This window comes from Klebsiella sp. K47 (assembly GCF_051858335.1).
Lineage (GTDB): Bacteria > Pseudomonadota > Gammaproteobacteria > Enterobacterales > Enterobacteriaceae > Klebsiella > Klebsiella pneumoniae.
This window is the reverse complement of the sequence record NZ_JBPYUI010000026.1, coordinates 58,259-73,592: the sequence shown is the minus strand read 5'-3', so window position 1 is coordinate 73,592 and position 15,334 is coordinate 58,259. Positions and strand designations below refer to the sequence as shown.

Genomic DNA, 15,334 nt, shown 5'->3' with positions numbered 1-15,334 from the left:
CTGATAACGGCGCTAACGCGTGTTATCCGGCCTACGGTAGGTAATACGCTTGCTGACTACACGTCCAGCAGCAGACGGGTCGGATCTTCCAGCAGCTCTTTAATCGCCACCAGGAAGCCTACCGATTCACGTCCGTCGATCAGACGGTGGTCATAGGAGAGCGCCAGGTACATCATCGGCAGGATCTCTACCTTGCCATTGACCGCCATCGGACGGTCTTTAATGGCATGCATACCCAGAATAGCGCTCTGCGGTGGGTTGATGATCGGCGTGGACATCAGGGAGCCGAAGACGCCGCCGTTGGTAATAGTGAAGTTACCGCCGGTCAGGTCGTCTACGGTCAGCTTGCCGTCGCGGCCTTTCACTGCCAGCTCTTTGATATTCTTTTCGATATCCGCCATGCCCAGCAGGTCGACGTCACGCAGAACCGGGGTGACCAGACCGCGCGGAGTGGATACGGCCATGCTGACGTCGAAGTAGTTGTGGTACACCACGTCGTCGCCATCGATGGAAGCGTTCACTTCCGGATAGCGTTTCAGCGCTTCCACTACCGCTTTCACGTAGAAGGACATAAAGCCCAGGCGGATGCCATGACGTTTTTCGAACGCCTCACCGTACTGCTTACGCAGATCCATGATGGGCTTCATGTTGACTTCGTTAAAGGTCGTCAGCATGGCGGTAGAGTTTTTCGCTTCCAGCAGACGTTCGGCTACGCGTTTACGCAGGCGGGTCATCGGGACGCGTTTTTCCGAACGGTGGCCCAGCTGCGGCGCCGGCGCGGCTGCCGGGGCGACGGCTGGCGCTTTGGCTTCTGCCGGCGCCGGGGCTTTCGCCAGATGTTTCTCAACGTCTTCGCGGGTCAGACGGCCGCCGACGCCAGTGCCTTTGATGGCCGCTGGGTCAAGGTTGTGTTCAGCCAGCAGACGACGGATCGCCGGGCTCAGCGCGTCGTTGTTCTGCTCTTCCAGAGAGGCCTGCTGACGCTGCGCCGGAGTGGACGCTTTCGCATCGGCTTTCTCGCTGCTTTCTTTACCTGCGCTGTTGCCTTCGCGCAGGCGGCCAAGGATCTGGCGAGACAGGACGGTGGCGCCCTCGTCTTCCAGCACTGCATCCAGAATGCCGTCCGCTGATGCCGGTACTTCCAGTACCACTTTGTCAGTTTCGATTTCGACCAGAACTTCGTCACGGACGACCGCGTCGCCCGGTTTTTTGTGCCAGGTGGCGACGGTTGCGTCAGCTACGGACTCAGGCAGGTCGGGAACCAGAATATCTACGCTACTCATTGTGTATCCTTTAATTAATCGACGTTCAGCGCGTCATTGACCAGATCTTGTTGCTGTTTCTGGTGAACGGACATATACCCTACCGCCGGAGAGGCGGAGGCCGGGCGGCCTGCATAACGCAGAGAGGCCCCAAACGGAATCACTTCACGGAAGTGATGCTGGCTGCAGTACCATGCGCCCTGGTTGAGCGGCTCTTCCTGGCACCAGACAAAATCATGCACGTGCGCATACGCTTTCAGCGCTTCCTGCACCGCCTGATGCGGGAACGGATAGAGCTGCTCGATACGAACGATAGCGACATCTTTTTGCTCGTTTTTGCGGCGCTGTTCCAGCAGGTCGTAGTAAACCTTACCAGAGCACAGCACAACGCGCTTCACAGCCTGCGGATCAAGTTGATCGATTTCACCAATAGCCGGCAGGAAAGTGCCGTTCGCCAGCTCATCCATGCTGGAGACCGCCAGCGGATGACGCAGCAGCGACTTCGGCGACATCACCACCAGCGGACGACGCATACCGCGCAGCGCCTGGCGACGCAGCATGTGATAAACCTGTGCCGGCGTGGACGGCACGCAGACCTGCATGTTTTGTTCAGCGCACAGCTGCAGATAACGCTCCAGACGCGCGGAGGAGTGCTCCGGGCCCTGGCCTTCGTAACCGTGCGGCAGGAGCATCACCAGGCCGCACATCCTCCCCCACTTCTGCTCACCGGAGGAGATGAACTGGTCGATCACCACCTGCGCACCGTTGGCGAAGTCGCCAAACTGCGCTTCCCAGATGGTCAGAGTGCGCGGCTCGGCGGTGGCGTAACCATATTCGAACGCCAGCACCGCTTCTTCAGACAGTACCGAGTCCCAAACGCGGAACTGGCCCTGGCCGTTATGGACATGCTGCAGCGGCGTGTAGGTTGAACCATTGGTCTGGTTATGGATCACCGCATGACGGTGGAAGAAGGTGCCGCGGCCGGAGTCTTCGCCGGACAGACGAACCGGAATACCTTCGTCAACCAGCGTGGCGTAGGCCAGGTTTTCGGCACCGCCCCAGTCAAACAGCTTCTCGCCTGCCGCCATCGCCTGGCGGTCGGCGTAAATTTTCGCCACGCGGGACTGCATTTCGATACCTTCCGGTACCGTGCTGATGCGTTTGGCCAACTCCTGCAGACGTTTCGGCTCAACTTTATCCGGATAGCTCTCGTCCCACTCGTGGTTGAGGTACGGCGACCAGGTAAAGGAATGCATATTCATCGGACGCCATTCCTGCACCACGCATTCGCCGGCATCCAGCGCATCGCGGTAGAGGTTAACCTGCTCGGTCGCATCTTCCAGAGTCGCCACCTTCTCCTGCTCCAGCTTGTCAGCATAGATTTTGCGCGGAGTCGGATGCTTTTTGATCTTCTGATACATCAGCGGCTGGGTTGCGCTCGGCTCATCGGCTTCGTTGTGGCCGTGACGGCGGTAGCACACCAGGTCAATGAAGACATCGCGTTTAAAGGTATTGCGGAAATCAAGCGCCAGACGGGTGACGAAGGCGACCGCTTCCGGATCGTCCGCATTGACGTGGAAAATCGGCGCCTGCACCATTTTACCGATGTCGGTGCAGTACGGCGTTGAGCGCGCATCCAGCGGGTTAGAGGTCGTGAAGCCCACCTGGTTGTTGATAACGATGCGCACGGTACCGCCCACTTCGTAACCGCGGGCTTTGGACATGTTCAGAGTTTCCTGAACCACGCCCTGGCCGGTGACGGCGGCGTCGCCGTGGATGGTAATAGGCAGAACTTTGTTGCTGCTTGGCTCGTCCAGACGATCCAGACGGGCGCGTACGGAACCGATAACCACCGGGCTGACGATCTCGAGGTGCGACGGGTTAAACGCCAGCGCCAGGTGCACCAGACCGCCTTCGGTTTCCATATCGGAAGAGAAGCCCATGTGGTACTTCACGTCGCCGGTGCCGAGGTGTTCTTTATGTTTGCCCGCGAACTCGTCGAACAGGTCCTGCGGTTTTTTACCCAGCACGTTGACCAGCACGTTCAGACGGCCGCGGTGCGCCATGCCCAGCACCACTTCGCGGGTGCCGCTTTTGCCTGCATGGCGGATCATCTCTTTGAGCATCGGGATCAGGGCGTCGCCACCCTCCAGCGAGAAGCGCTTCGCCCCCGGGAATTTGGCGCCGAGGTAGCGCTCCAGACCTTCCGCGGCGGTCAGTTCGCTGAGGAAGCGTTTTTTCTCTTCCGCGGTAAAGCTCGCTTTGCCAGCTACCGATTCAATGCGCTGCTGGATCCAGCGTTTTTCTTCGGTAGAGGTGATATGCATGTATTCCGCGCCGATGGAGCCGCAGTAGGTTTGCTTGAGGGCGGCAATCAGCTCGCCCAGCTTCATCGTGTCTTTACCGATGGCAAATGAACCTACGTTATAGCTTTCCTGGAAATCGGCCTCGGTCAGATCGTGGTAGGCCGGATCGAGATCCGCCACTCTCTCTTGCTTCCACAGCCCCAGCGGATCGAGATTCGCATGCTGGTGGCCACGGAAACGGTATGCGTTGATGAGCTGCAGGACTTTAACCTGCTTCACATTGGTGTCTGGGTCGGAAATCGAAGAAGTGTAACGTGAGGCATCCTTCGCCAGTCGACGGAAATAATCACGCGTTTTGGAATGAAATTGATCCGGTTTAACTCCGGTGCCAGGTAACTGCTGGAACATTGAACGCCAGTTGGCGTCAACAGAGTCAGGATCGGTTAAGAAGTCTTCATAGAGCTGTTCTATCCAGCTCTGGTTCGAACCAGAGAGGTAAGAAGAGTCCAGCCAGGCTTTCATTGCGCCGTTCTGCATCGTGATCCCTTAAGCATTCATATGCTTATTTCGCCGTAGAAACTACCACGCACACCGAGTGCACGTGCCGGGGTTCACTTGTTGCGGACGAGTTGTGGTTTCTATCCGCTAAGGAACCTTTAAAAACTGCCATTAATCTTCAGCGTTCAGGCTGCGGTTGCGTTGGCTGCCTTCGCTTACCCCGGTCACATAGTTCACTATGCTCCCGGGGATGCGCTCAGTTGCCGCCTTACCTCGCACTGAACGCCTCGATTACTGGTACATCTTGTGGCGGTTTTTAAAGATTTCCTGCTATATCCCCCGGCGGCGCTAACGCTTGCCGGGGCTACTGCTTTGGTAGCCCGGATAAGCGCTAGCGCCATCCGGGACAGACCGTGTTGCTTACGCGCTGCGCTGCAGCAGCATCGACTTAATATGGCCGATGGCGCGCGTCGGGTTCAGCCCCTTCGGACACACACTGACGCAGTTCATAATGCTGTGACAGCGGAATACGCTGAAAGCATCGCTCAGGCCGTCCAGGCGCTCGCTGGTTTCGGTATCGCGACTGTCGATCAGGAACCGATACGCGGCCAGCAGGCCAGCCGGGCCGATGAACTTGTCCGGGTTCCACCAGAACGACGGGCACGAGGTCGAACAGCAGGCGCACAGAATACACTCGTACAGCCCGTCGAGTTTCTCACGCTGCTCAGGCATCTGCAGATGCTCGCGAGCCGGAGGATTTTGCCCATTATTCAACAAGTAAGGCTTAATCTTCTCATATTGTGCATAGAATTGCCCCATGTCCACCACCAAATCACGGATAACCGGTAATCCTGGCAGCGGACGGATAACAATCTTCTTGCCCGGCTGATTCAGCGCGGAGATTGGCGTGATGCACGCCAAACCGTTTTTCCCGTTCATGTTCAGACCATCGGACCCGCAGACCCCTTCACGGCAGGAGCGGCGGAACGACAGCGACGGATCTTTTTCTTTCAGCTGGATCAGCGCATCCAGCAGCATCATGTCACGACCTTCTTCCGCTTCAAGGGTGTAATCCTGCATGTGCGGAGCGTCGTCAACATCCGGGTTATAGCGATAAATTGAAAACTCGAGTTTCATTTTCCTGTCTCCGCATTAGTAAGTACGAATCTTCGGCGGGAATGCCGGACGCAGTTTCGGTTCCATATTGACGCTACGACGCGTCATGGATTCCGACTCTGGCAGGTACAGGGAATGGCACAGCCAGTTTTCATCATCACGATCCGGGAAGTCGAAGCGGCTGTGGGCGCCACGGCTCTCGGTACGGAAGTTAGCGGATACGGCGGTCGCGTAGGCGGTTTCCATCAGGTTATCCAGCTCCAGGCACTCAACGCGCTGGGTGTTGAACTCGCTGGAGGTATCGTCGAGACGGGCGTTTTTCAGGCGCTCGCGGATCACTTTCAGTTGCTCCAGACCTTTGTGCATCGCATCGCCTTCGCGGAACACCGAGAAGTTATGCTGCATACATTCCTGCAGCGCTTTACGAATCGCCACCGGATCTTCACCAGAGCGGGTGTTGTTCCAGCGGTTGAGGCGATCCAGCGAGCCTTCGATATCGGATTCGCTGGCGTCGCGCAGCGTGCCCTGCTCGGCAATGGATTCCTGCAGATGCAGGCCCGCCGCGCGGCCGAAGACCACCAGGTCGAGCAACGAGTTGCCGCCCAGACGGTTGGCGCCGTGGACCGATACGCAGGCGATTTCGCCTACCGCGAACAGGCCCGGGATCACCACGTCTTCGCCCTTCTCATTCACGGTCAACGCCTGGCCGGTGACTTTGGTCGGGATACCGCCCATCATGTAGTGACAGGTTGGGATAACCGGGATCGGCTCTTTCACCGGATCGACGTGGGCAAAGGTACGGGAAAGTTCAAGGATACCCGGCAGACGAGATTCCAGAACCTCTTTACCGAGGTGATCCAGTTTCAGTTTCGCGTGCGGGCCCCACGGACCGTCGCAGCCGCGGCCTTCGCGGATTTCGATCATGATGGAACGCGCCACCACGTCACGGCCCGCAAGGTCTTTAGCGTTCGGGGCATAACGCTCCATAAAGCGTTCGCCGTGTTTGTTCAGCAGGTAACCGCCTTCGCCGCGGCAACCTTCTGTAACCAGAACCCCAGCCCCGGCGATACCGGTCGGGTGGAACTGCCACATTTCCATATCCTGCACCGGCACGCCGGCGCGGATGGCCATCCCGACGCCGTCACCCGTATTGATGTGGGCGTTGGTGGTGGACTGATAGATACGGCCTGCGCCGCCGGTCGCCAGCACGGTGGCGCGGGCTTTAAAGTAGACCACTTCGCCGGTCTCGATGCATAGGGCGGTACAACCGACTACCGCGCCGTCCTGGTTTTTCACCAGATCGAGGGCGTACCATTCGGAGAAGATAGTGGTGTGGTTTTTCAGGTTCTGCTGATACAGAGTGTGCAGCAGGGCGTGACCGGTACGGTCAGCCGCCGCCGCGGTACGCGCCGCCTGTTCGCCGCCGAAGTTCTTCGACTGGCCGCCAAACGGGCGCTGATAAATACGGCCATCGTCAAGACGAGAGAACGGCAGTCCCATGTGCTCCAGCTCAAGAATCGCTTCCGGGCCGGTCTTACACATGTATTCGATGGCGTCCTGGTCGCCGATATAGTCCGACCCTTTTACGGTGTCGTACATATGCCATTCCCAGTTATCTTCATGGGAGTTACCGAGCGCGACGGTGATTCCACCCTGCGCGGATACGGTATGGGAACGGGTAGGGAACACTTTGGAGAGCAGTGCACAAGTCTGTCCGCTCTGGGAAATTTGCAGCGCCGCGCGCATACCTGCGCCGCCGGCACCGATGACAACAGCATCAAACTCTCTGACTGGCAATTTCATTACACACCCCACACCACAACAAATCCATAAAGAACGTAAGCCACCAGCGCCACAACGATAGCCAGTTGCAGAACCAGGCGCAGAGCCAGTGGTTTAACGTAGTCTGTTAACACCTGCCACATCCCGATCCAGGCATGGATGAGAATGGAAACGAGAGCCAGCAGAGTGAAGACCTTAGTGAAGCCGGAGGCAAAGAATCCGGTCCACACTTCCCATGAGATTTCACCGGTGGTGGCGAAGAAGCCAACCATGTAGATGATGTAGAGGGTCAGAACGATGGCGGTAGCACGGACCAGGATAAAGTCATGTACGCCGTTGCGTCCCAGTGCTGAGGCGTTGCTTACCATACGAGGACTCCTGCGAGAAGTGAAAGCACGACAGTAATAACAAAAGAAATTTTGGCGGAACGTTTCCCTGCTTCGAGGGTTTCGTCAAGGTAGCCAAAGTCCATCATCAGATGGCGAATACCGACAACGACGTGATAGGCCAGCGCGGTGAGAATGCCCCACATGATGAACTTCACAAAGAAGCTATCCATGATGGAGGCCGCCGTCAGAAAACCTTCTGGGGAGGAAAGGCTGGTGCCCAGCAGCCAAAGCAGAATTCCGACCGCCACGAAGGTGATGACACCGGAAACGCGATGGAGAATGGACGCTATCGCCGTGATTGGGAACCGTATCGTTTGTAGATCCAGATTGACAGGTCTTTGTTTTTTCACATTTCTTACCATGAATAACGCCCACATGCTGTTCTTATTGTTTCCTTCCTCCGGTCTGCTTGCGGGTCAGACAGCGTCCTTTCTATAACCAGAAGTCATGTTAAAACGTCTTTTCAGGCATTAAAACATCACTAAACAACGCTGGGTGGCTCGGGATTGCAGGGTGTTCCGGAGACCTGGCCGCAGTATAGGCCGTTCACAAAATCATTACAATTAACCTACATATAGTTTGTTGGGTTTTCTCCGGAACAGTGATCAAGGTCACGATACCAACATTTTTTTAATTTTTAATCACCTGATTTGACAAATATTAAACATTCTTGTTACAACCATTACCAGTTAAATGCAATAATGCTCAAAAGTTATGGGGTCACTCTTTCACCTGAGAATAAGTTATGTAACAGTGTGTCAGTATTGACCGATGTAATCAGGACAGTTATTAGTGGTATATAGGTTTTAATATTCGGACTGCTAAAACGCTGATTTGCTGTTGTTTCACCGCAGCCCTGAAGGACGTGCCATCAAGCGCCGTTGCTCTGTACCCTGCCCTTTTCGCTGACGCAGAGCTGTGTGCAACATAACAAACTGGTAACGTATGCAGGCGCGGGCCGAAAGCAAATCCACCACCCGGCAGTCTTAAGCAATAAAGGCGCTAAGGAGACCATAAATGTCTGATGCTAAAGCAAAAATCACCCTGGGTGGTGACACTGCTATTGAACTGGATGTGCTAAAAGGCACGCTCGGTCAGGATGTTATTGATATTCGTAGTCTTGGTTCAAAAGGCGTATTTACCTTTGACCCAGGTTTCACATCAACGGCTTCTTGTGAATCTAAAATTACGTTTATCGATGGTGACGAGGGGATCCTGCTGCACCGCGGCTTCCCGATCGACCAGTTAGCGACCGAATCTAATTATCTTGAAGTCTGTTATATCCTGCTGTACGGCGAAAAGCCGACCCAGGCCGAATATGACGAATTCAAAACTACCGTCACCCGCCACACCATGATTCATGAGCAGATCACCCGTCTGTTCCACGCGTTCCGTCGCGATTCCCACCCGATGGCGGTGATGTGCGGGATCACCGGCGCGCTGGCGGCGTTCTATCATGATTCCCTCGACGTGAATAACCCGCGTCACCGCGAGATTGCCGCCTACCGTCTGCTGTCCAAAATGCCAACCATGGCAGCCATGTGTTACAAGTATTCTATCGGCCAGCCGTTTGTTTATCCGCGCAACGACCTCTCCTACGCCGGCAACTTCCTGCGCATGATGTTTGCGACACCGTGCGAAGAGTATGAAGTCAATCCGGTGCTGGAGCGCGCGATGGATCGTATTCTGATCCTGCACGCCGATCACGAGCAGAACGCGTCGACCTCCACGGTACGTACCGCGGGCTCCTCCGGCGCTAACCCGTTCGCCTGTATCGCTGCGGGCATCGCCTCCCTGTGGGGACCGGCACACGGTGGCGCCAACGAAGCGGCGCTGAAAATGCTGGAAGAGATCAGCTCCGTTGAGCACATTCCGGAATTTGTTCGTCGTGCGAAAGACAAGAATGACTCTTTCCGCCTGATGGGCTTCGGCCATCGTGTTTACAAAAACTACGATCCGCGCGCCACCGTAATGCGTGAAACCTGCCATGAAGTGCTGAAAGAGCTGGGCACCAAAGACGACCTGCTGCAGGTGGCCATGGAGCTGGAGCATATCGCGCTGAACGACCCGTACTTCATCGAGAAGAAACTGTATCCGAACGTCGACTTCTACTCCGGTATCATCCTGAAAGCGATGGGTATTCCGTCCTCCATGTTTACCGTTATCTTCGCCATGGCGCGTACCGTGGGCTGGATTGCGCACTGGAACGAAATGCACAGCGATGGCATGAAGATCGCCCGTCCGCGTCAGCTGTATACCGGCTACGCCAAACGCGATTTCCAGTCCGACATTAAGCGTTAATCTCACTGTCCGGATCATAAAAACGCGCCTGCTGGCGCGTTTTTTTATGCCTGATAACGCGCTTCATGCTGAAATCGCCCGCCAGCCGGCTTAATGCTGGCATCCTGGACACCAGTAAAATGGCCGCGAGGAGAGCGTCGTCTTCTCAATGATTCCCCCACAGCGTTCGCACCTTTCCCCATCGCGATGGAAGACCTTAAAGCGAAACAGCGCGCCATGATGCTTGTTGTCATCCACCAGACCGCGAGTACGATAGGACAGCCGCGGGATATCGAGCAGCGCGTGCGCCAGCGCATCCAGCTGACTGTCGCTCAGTTCAGCGGCTTTACGCTTACCGCTTAATCCCACCTGCCAGAGAATTTCCACCCGCAGATAGTTTCCGAGCCCGGCAAGAAAAGCCTGATCCAGCAGCAGGCCGGAAAACTGACGATTGCGGAATTTGGCCGACAGCAGCCGCGCTTTCACCTGCTCCGCGGTTAACGTCATGTCCAGCACGTCCGGTCCGACGCGCAGCAAGAACGGATGGTTGGCAACCTGCTCCGCCGTGAGGATATCAATGTCCGACGCGCTGTAGAGCAAAATCGCCTTGCTGGCGGTCTGCAGCCTGACGCGCAGTACGCGGTTCGATTGCGGCTCAACGCCGGCATCCACCACGCGCCAGACGCCGTACAGCTGGTTATGGCTATACAGGGTCAATCCGCCGGAGAAGTGGGTTAACAGGGCCTTGCCGCGGGTGGCGATATGGGTCACCCGCTGACCAATTAGCTGAGTTTGATAGGGTTGCAACTGAGGAAAGGCGAACCAGACGTTGGTTAAGGGTTCGCCTTTGATTGCCGCCTCCAGTTTATCCGCCGCACGGCGGATCTCCGGACCTTCCGGCATACTGTCATCCTTCTGTTAATGGGTGGCGCCGCCGCCAATTTTGACATCGTCATCCTGTTCAAGGGCGACGGCAATCGCCGTTTCCAGCGCCGCGCGTACCGTCGCGACCGACATACTCGCCTGCCCCGGGTGGGCCGCCGCCTGTTCAGGCAGATAAGGAATATGGATAAAACCGCCCTTCTGCCCGCTTTTTCCCTGCAGCTGATGCAGCAAACCATACATCACGTGATTGCAGACGAAGGTGCCCGCGGTTTGCGACACCGAGGCCGGGATCCCCTGCTGGCGCAGCGCGCTGACGATCGCTTTGATCGGTAGCGTACTGAAGCAGGCCGCAGGGCCATTAGCGACGATCGGCTCGTCGATCGGTTGCTGGCCTTTATTGTCGGGGATCCGCGCATCATCGACATTGATCGCTACACGTTCGACGGTGATATCGACACGGCCGCCGGCCTGTCCGACGGCAATCGTCAGCCGCGGTTGATAGGTTTCCAGCGCCGCCTTCAGCACCGTCAGCGCTTCGCCGAATACGCAGGGTAACTGTTTAGCCACCACCTGCTGTCCGCGAATAATCATGCCATCCAGCTGCTTAACCACTTCCCATGAAGGATTAACCGTTTCGCCGCCGAACGGCTCAAAACCGGTAATCAATACGCCAGCCATCATCCCTCCTTACAGGAACATCAGGAAATAGAGTAAGAATACATTGACGATAAGCAGCAGGATACCGGTCGGTATCTGGGCTTTAATCACCGCGTTTTTATCCGGCAATTCCAGCAGCGCCGCCGGGACAATATTGAAGTTCGCCGCCATCGGCGTCATCAGCGTGCCGCAGTAGCCGGAAAACATACCAATCGCCGCCATTACCGCCGGATTGCCGCCGTGCTGCAGGACTAAAATCGGAATGCCAACTCCGGCGGTCACAATCGGGAAAGCGGCAAAGGCGTTGCCCATCACCATTGTCAGCACCGCCATGCCGATGGCATACACAGCCACGGCGATAAAGCGGTTATCGACCGCCAGATAGTGCTCGGTCAGCCATGAAATGCTGGTTCCGACGCCCGCTGCGGTAAACAGCAGCCCCAGCACCGCGAGGATTTGCGGCAGGATAAAGGCCCAGCCGACGGAATCAAGCAAACGGCGCGCTTCCTGCATTGGCTGCGCTACCGTTTCATGCGTCATACGAATCGCCATCGCCAGGCCAATCAGCGTACCGACAGTCATCGAGAACAGAGTAATCAGCGTCGCGTGGTTGCCCGGCCCGAAGAGCGCCACCTGCCATGAGGGCAGATTGTTAAACAGCAGTACGCCAATGACGGTGACGACCGGAATCGCCAGCGCCGGAAAGAAAAGTTTGTTGCCGAGGCGTTTCGCGCTGGTGGTTTTCTCTTCCTGGGTACGCTGATGGTAGCTGCCGAGGCGCACGCCGCCAAAACCGGCGATCAGCGCCAGGATGACCACCACCCCGCCGACAGCGATATTCACCGTACGCTTATCGCCCACCAGTTGATATGTCCAGTCGCCGAGCAAGAACACCAGCCCGTACAGGCCCCAGAACAGACCGGTTGTCAGACGCCGCGGATTGCTTTTGTCGCGCCAGGACATGATAGCCACGACCAGCAGTACCGCGCCGGCCAGCCAGTATAAATAGGTTTGCTGGAAATTCATGCCGCACCGCCTTTCGCCTGTCCGGCGTTTATCCGGTCCAGCTCGCGCTGGAGATGGCGATCGAGTCGCCACAGGCGCGCGGCGTGGATCAGAAAGGCGCAGATCGCCGTCGGGATCCCCCACAGGGCAATATGCAACGGTTCCGTCTGGATCCCACCCGACTCCAGCATAAAGTTGTGCATGAAGATGATCGCGCCGAAGGCGACAAAAATATCTTCGCCGAAGAACAGCCCGACGTTATCGGTCGCCGCCGACATCGCGCGCAGGCGGTAGCGTACATTGCCCGGCAGCGGGCCAAAGCGCTTTTCCGCCGCCCCCTCCGCCATCGGCGCCAGCAGCGGGCGCACCATTTGCGGATGTCCGCCGAGGCTGGTCAACCCCAGAGCGGCGGTGGCTTCGCGCACAAACAGATAGACGATCAGCAGACGTCCGGCGGTCGCGCTATGGATCTTCGCGATCCACGCCTGCGCCCGCTCTTTCAGACCATGGCGCTCCAGCAGCCCGATCACCGCCAGCGGCAGCAGCAGAATAAACGGCAGATTACGGGTATTCAGGAAGCCCTCGCCCAGTTTCTCCAGAATAGTGGCTATTGGCATATGCGCCGCCACGCCGGTGACGATCCCGGAGATAATCACCACCAGCACCGGGTTAAAGCGTAATACAAAACCGACCACAATCACGGCAATGCCGATTAGCGGCCAGAGGGATATCGCCTCTTGCATAATAACGTCCTGTTCAGTTGTGAGTATTGTGAGTGTTGTTAATTATTTGATTTAATTATTATTAATAACTTAGGCGGACTATTACTCGAGGTCCGCGCTGACGTCGATATTCCGCCCGGCAAACGCGGCGCGCAAGCGTCGGGCGAAATCGAGCGCGTGAGCGCCATCGCCATGCAGGCAGACCGTTTCCGCCTTTACATGCGCCCATTCGCCGCTCAGGCTGCGCACCCGATTGTGCTGCACCATTTCCAGCGTTTGCGCCAGCGCCTGCTCTTCGCTCTCAATCAGCGCGCCCGGTTGGCTACGCGGCACCAGGCTGCCGTCGGCCTGATAGCCGCGATCGGCGAAGACTTCCTGGCGCGTCGTCAACTGATAATGCTGTCCGGCGCGGATAAGCTCGCTGCCCGCAAGCCCAACCAGCACCAGGTCGGCGTCGGCATCGCGCACCGCACGGGCGATAGCGTCGGCCAAAGGCGGCTCTTTCGCCGCCTGGTTGTACAACATGCCATGCGGTTTGACGTGCCGCAGCTCGCCCCCCTGGGCGTGTACGATTGCCGCCAGCGCGCCAATTTGATACAGCACCTGGGCGTAGACCGTCTCTGGCGGTAACTGCATCGCGGTTCGACCGAAATTTTCCCGGTCCGGGAAGCTCGGGTGTGCGCCAATAGCGACGCCGTTTTTCAGCGCCTCACGCACGCATTGCTGCATGAGAACCGCATCGCCGGCGTGAAAGCCGCAGGCGATATTGGCGGAAGAGACCAGCTGCAGCAGCGCGCTATCGCTGGCGCAGCCTTCGCCGAGGTCGGCATTTAAATCAATTTTCATCGCTTAATCTCCAGGCCAGTTGTTCAAGGTAGCGCTGCTGGTCGGCGCGCGCTTTTAGCGCTTCCTCCAGCGAACAGGGGACGAAATGGATCGGCTGACCTAGCGGAATTTGCGCCAGTTGGTACATATCGGCTTCAATAATGCAGGCTATACGCGGATAGCCGCCGGTGGTTTGCGCATCGTTCATCAACACAATCGGCTGGCCGTTATGCGGTACCTGTACCACGCCGGGCAGCAGGCCATGAGAGAGCATTTCCCGGTCGGTTGTGCGCCTGAGCGGCTGCCCCTGCAGGCGGTAGCCCATACGGTTGCTTTGCGGACTCAGCTTCCACGGCGAGCGCCAGAAAGACTCCTGCGACACGCTGTCGAATTCGTGATACTCCGGCCCCGGCAGCGCGCGAATAATATTGCCTATCGGCAGCTGTTTAACGCCGCGCGAGGCGCTAAAGCGGCGGGACGATTTCCCAATCTTCACTTGATCGCCATCCTGCAACCGGCGCCCTTCGATTCCGCCGATACCGACTTTCAGATCGGTAGAGCGGGAACCTAAAACTTCAGGGACATCAATACCGCCCGCGACCGCCAGATAGCTGCGGATCCCATGCTGAGGATTTTTCAGCACCAGCCGCTGCCCGGCCTTCGCCTCCATTCGCCAGCCCAACCAGACCGGCGCGCCGTCGAGCGTCGCTTCACAGGCGGCGCCGGTCAACGCGAACCAGCAGTGGCGGGTAAACTGCACATCGATCTGACCCAGCGTAATTTCCAGCGCCGCCGCCTCCGGCGCATTGCCCACCAGCAGATTGGCAATGGTCATCGCCGGTTTATCCAGCGCGCCGCAGCGGCTAATCCCCCACTGGCGCTGGCCTTCCCGGCCGCCATCCTGTACCGAGGTATACATGCCGGCACGGATAAATTTCAACATACCCCCTCCTTCTGCGGCACAAAGCGCACGCGATCGCCGGAACGCAGCAGCACCGGCTCTTCACGTTTTGGATCGAATAATGCCAGCGGCGTGCGCCCCAGCAGCTGCCAGCCGCCCGGCGTCGCCAGCGGATAAATACCGGTTTGCGATCCGCCGATACCGACGGATCCCGCCGGTACCAGTACGCGCGGCTCGGCGCGACGCGGCATCGCCAGCTGCTCCGGCAGGCCGCCAAAATACGGAAACCCCGGCTGGAAACCCAGAAACCACACCATATACTCCACCGAAGAGTGCAGTTCGACCACCTGCTTTTCGCTCAACCCGCTATGGCGCGCGACGTCGCCAAGATCTGGTCCCGCCTCGCCGCCGTAGATAACCGGGATACTTATCTCACGGGATTCCGGCTCCAGCGCATCGCTCTCTTCCCACCAGCGCTGCAGCTTGTCAATCGCCTCCCACGCCATCTCCTGCGGACGACGCAGCACAACGGTGATGTTGTTCATCCCCGGGATCACTTCAACCACCTCTTCGCGATCGGTCAACCGCTGCGTCAGGCCCCAGATACGTTTTTGGCTCTCCAGGGTCACCGGAGGCTCAAGCTCCAGGACCACCGCCGTTTCACCTAACAGATAACAACGCGCTCGCTGCACTTTCTTCTCTCCCG

Annotated in this window: 15 protein-coding genes; 2 read left to right on the top strand and 13 right to left on the bottom strand. The window is 57.6% G+C overall.

Translation table 11 applies throughout. From position 1 onward, the window contains the following. Positions 1-56 precede the first annotated feature (56 nt). The 6 genes from odhB to sdhC form a co-directional block, all read right to left on the bottom strand. On the bottom strand, positions 57-1,283 hold the full coding sequence (gene odhB / locus RRF55_RS21825; RefSeq protein WP_009484141.1) for a 2-oxoglutarate dehydrogenase complex dihydrolipoyllysine-residue succinyltransferase: 1,227 nt from the start codon (positions 1,281-1,283) through the stop codon (positions 57-59). Between the two features lie 14 nt (positions 1,284-1,297). Beyond that, positions 1,298-4,105: a 2-oxoglutarate dehydrogenase E1 component gene (gene sucA / locus RRF55_RS21820; RefSeq protein ID WP_004147623.1), complete on the bottom strand. Its 2,808-nt coding sequence runs from the start codon at positions 4,103-4,105 to the stop codon at positions 1,298-1,300. A gap of 381 nt (positions 4,106-4,486) precedes the next feature. Then, positions 4,487-5,203 (bottom strand): succinate dehydrogenase iron-sulfur subunit SdhB, encoded by a 717-nt coding sequence (sdhB, locus tag RRF55_RS21815; RefSeq protein WP_002894954.1) that lies wholly within the window; start codon positions 5,201-5,203, stop codon positions 4,487-4,489. A 15-nt stretch (positions 5,204-5,218) separates the two neighbouring features. After that, positions 5,219-6,985 carry a succinate dehydrogenase flavoprotein subunit gene (gene sdhA, locus RRF55_RS21810; protein WP_004179067.1) on the bottom strand — a complete coding sequence of 589 codons (1,767 nt, stop codon included), beginning with the start codon at positions 6,983-6,985 and terminating at the stop codon, positions 5,219-5,221. Then, positions 6,985-7,332 (bottom strand): succinate dehydrogenase membrane anchor subunit, encoded by a 348-nt coding sequence (sdhD, locus tag RRF55_RS21805; protein WP_002894949.1) that lies wholly within the window; start codon positions 7,330-7,332, stop codon positions 6,985-6,987. Before sdhD ends, sdhA begins: the two co-directional genes overlap by 1 nt. Further along, positions 7,326-7,730, bottom strand: a complete 405-nt coding sequence (gene sdhC / locus RRF55_RS21800; protein WP_004142216.1) for a succinate dehydrogenase cytochrome b556 subunit — start codon at positions 7,728-7,730, stop codon at positions 7,326-7,328. Before sdhC ends, sdhD begins: the two co-directional genes overlap by 7 nt. Before the next feature lie 324 nt (positions 7,731-8,054). Between sdhC and RRF55_RS21795 the strand changes: the two genes are divergently transcribed. Together RRF55_RS21795 and gltA are read left to right on the top strand one after the other, a co-directional pair. After that, complete coding sequence (locus RRF55_RS21795) at positions 8,055-8,156, top strand: hypothetical protein (RefSeq protein WP_418133188.1); 102 nt, start codon at positions 8,055-8,057, stop codon at positions 8,154-8,156. Positions 8,157-8,370: 214 nt separating this feature from the next. Next, positions 8,371-9,654: a citrate synthase gene (gene gltA / locus RRF55_RS21790; protein ID WP_002894943.1), complete on the top strand. Its 1,284-nt coding sequence runs from the start codon at positions 8,371-8,373 to the stop codon at positions 9,652-9,654. Positions 9,655-9,744: 90 nt separating this feature from the next. On the opposite strand, the gene nei is transcribed toward gltA, so the two are convergent. The 7 genes from nei to pxpB all read right to left on the bottom strand — a co-directional run bounded on the left by nei (position 9,745) and on the right by pxpB (position 15,320). After that, on the bottom strand, positions 9,745-10,536 hold the full coding sequence (gene nei / locus RRF55_RS21785; protein WP_002894935.1) for an endonuclease VIII: 792 nt from the start codon (positions 10,534-10,536) through the stop codon (positions 9,745-9,747). 15 nt (positions 10,537-10,551) lie between these two features. Next, positions 10,552-11,196, bottom strand: coding sequence for a pyroglutamyl-peptidase I (gene pcp / locus RRF55_RS21780; protein ID WP_004183438.1), 645 nt, complete (start codon positions 11,194-11,196; stop codon positions 10,552-10,554). Positions 11,197-11,205: 9 nt separating this feature from the next. Next, the gene (locus RRF55_RS21775) at positions 11,206-12,201 is read right to left on the bottom strand and encodes a DUF979 domain-containing protein (RefSeq protein WP_021470144.1); all 996 of its coding nucleotides are present in this window, start codon (positions 12,199-12,201) and stop codon (positions 11,206-11,208) included. Next, positions 12,198-12,923 carry a DUF969 domain-containing protein gene (locus RRF55_RS21770; protein WP_002894928.1) on the bottom strand — a complete coding sequence of 242 codons (726 nt, stop codon included), beginning with the start codon at positions 12,921-12,923 and terminating at the stop codon, positions 12,198-12,200. Before RRF55_RS21770 ends, RRF55_RS21775 begins: the two co-directional genes overlap by 4 nt. An 81-nt stretch (positions 12,924-13,004) precedes the next feature. Beyond that, entirely contained in the window at positions 13,005-13,748 is a 744-nt protein-coding gene (gene pxpA, locus RRF55_RS21765; RefSeq protein ID WP_004176856.1) for a 5-oxoprolinase subunit PxpA, read from the bottom strand. Beyond that, the gene (pxpC, locus tag RRF55_RS21760; RefSeq protein WP_004147614.1) at positions 13,738-14,670 is read right to left on the bottom strand and encodes a 5-oxoprolinase subunit PxpC; all 933 of its coding nucleotides are present in this window, start codon (positions 14,668-14,670) and stop codon (positions 13,738-13,740) included. The genes pxpA and pxpC overlap by 11 nt, the downstream gene beginning before the upstream one ends. Then, the gene (gene pxpB / locus RRF55_RS21755; protein ID WP_004176857.1) at positions 14,664-15,320 is read right to left on the bottom strand and encodes a 5-oxoprolinase subunit PxpB; all 657 of its coding nucleotides are present in this window, start codon (positions 15,318-15,320) and stop codon (positions 14,664-14,666) included. The genes pxpC and pxpB overlap by 7 nt, the downstream gene beginning before the upstream one ends. Positions 15,321-15,334: the final 14 nt, after the last annotated feature.

Excerpts from the sequence above, each read along its gene's own strand:
- odhB (WP_009484141.1), bottom strand. The coding sequence starts at position 1,283 with ATGAGTAGCGTAGATATTCTGGTTCCCGACCTGCCTGAGTCCGTAGCT.
- sdhC (WP_004142216.1), bottom strand. The coding sequence starts at position 7,730 with ATGTGGGCGTTATTCATGGTAAGAAATGTGAAAAAACAAAGACCTGTC.
- sdhB (WP_002894954.1), bottom strand. The coding sequence starts at position 5,203 with ATGAAACTCGAGTTTTCAATTTATCGCTATAACCCGGATGTTGACGAC.
- sdhD (WP_002894949.1), bottom strand. The coding sequence starts at position 7,332 with ATGGTAAGCAACGCCTCAGCACTGGGACGCAACGGCGTACATGACTTT.
- RRF55_RS21795 (WP_418133188.1), top strand. The coding sequence starts at position 8,055 with ATGCTCAAAAGTTATGGGGTCACTCTTTCACCTGAGAATAAGTTATGT.
- nei (WP_002894935.1), bottom strand. The coding sequence starts at position 10,536 with ATGCCGGAAGGTCCGGAGATCCGCCGTGCGGCGGATAAACTGGAGGCG.
- pxpA (WP_004176856.1), bottom strand. The coding sequence starts at position 13,748 with ATGAAAATTGATTTAAATGCCGACCTCGGCGAAGGCTGCGCCAGCGAT.
- sdhA (WP_004179067.1), bottom strand. The coding sequence starts at position 6,985 with ATGAAATTGCCAGTCAGAGAGTTTGATGCTGTTGTCATCGGTGCCGGC.
- pcp (WP_004183438.1), bottom strand. The coding sequence starts at position 11,196 with ATGGCTGGCGTATTGATTACCGGTTTTGAGCCGTTCGGCGGCGAAACG.
- RRF55_RS21770 (WP_002894928.1), bottom strand. The coding sequence starts at position 12,923 with ATGCAAGAGGCGATATCCCTCTGGCCGCTAATCGGCATTGCCGTGATT.
- RRF55_RS21775 (WP_021470144.1), bottom strand. The coding sequence starts at position 12,201 with ATGAATTTCCAGCAAACCTATTTATACTGGCTGGCCGGCGCGGTACTG.
- sucA (WP_004147623.1), bottom strand. The coding sequence starts at position 4,105 with ATGCAGAACGGCGCAATGAAAGCCTGGCTGGACTCTTCTTACCTCTCT.
- pxpC (WP_004147614.1), bottom strand. The coding sequence starts at position 14,670 with ATGTTGAAATTTATCCGTGCCGGCATGTATACCTCGGTACAGGATGGC.
- gltA (WP_002894943.1), top strand. The coding sequence starts at position 8,371 with ATGTCTGATGCTAAAGCAAAAATCACCCTGGGTGGTGACACTGCTATT.